At 67.6% G+C, this 854-nt stretch carries 1 protein-coding gene; it reads left to right on the plus strand.

What is annotated here, in order from left to right:
- On the plus strand, positions 1-854 hold an 854-nt coding region (locus tag AX750_RS17070), incomplete at both ends, for an efflux RND transporter permease subunit (protein WP_197432839.1).

Below are 854 nucleotides of genomic sequence, written 5' to 3' on the forward strand. Positions count from 1 at the left end.
GCGGCTTCTCCTTCTTCGGCGTCTCCTTCGTCTACGTCATCTTCGAGGACGGCACCGATCCCTATTGGGCGCGCTCGCGCGTGCTCGAATATCTCAATGCCGCCGCGCGGCGTCTCCCGACGGGCGTCTCGCCCACGCTCGGGCCCGATGCGACCGGCGTGGGCTGGGTCTACCAGTACGCGGTCCTCGCCAAGAACATGACCCTGGCGGAACTACGCTCGCTCCAGGACTGGGTCGTGCGCTTCGCGGCTTCTCGTGCCGAGGGGGTGGCCGAGGTCGCCAGCGTCGGCGGCTTCGTCAAGCAATACGCGATCATCGTCGATCCCGTGCGGCTGCGCGCCCAGGGCGTCTCGCTCGCGACGCTGCGCGAGGCGGTCCGCAGCAGCAATATGGACGTCGGCGGACGCACGGTCGAGCTTAGCGAGTTCGAGTTCATGGTTCGCGGCCGCGGCTACCTGAAGTCGATCGCCGATATCGAGAACATCGTCCTGAAGAGCGATCGGGGCGTGCCGCTGCGCCTCTCCGACGTCGCCCGTGTCGAACTCGGTCCGGATGAGCGGCGCGGCATCACCGAACTCAACGGCGAGGGGGAGGTCGCCAGCGGTATCATCCTGCAACGCTTCGGCGCCAACGCGCTCTCCGTGATCGAACACGCCAAGGCACGTCTTGCCGAGGTCGCGGCGAGCCTGCCGGGCGGGGCTGAGATCGTGCCGGTCTACGACCGCTCCGGGTTGATCGAGCGGGCGATCGAGACGCTGAAGGGCACGCTGATCGAGGAGAGCATCATCGTCGCGTTGGTCCTGGGCGGCATCGCCATCGCGGTCGGCGCCATGATCGACGCCGCCATCGTCATG

The sequence above is a fragment of the Methylobacterium sp. CCH7-A2 genome, from assembly GCF_001557075.1.
GTDB classification, from domain to species: domain Bacteria; phylum Pseudomonadota; class Alphaproteobacteria; order Rhizobiales; family Beijerinckiaceae; genus Allobosea; species Allobosea massiliensis.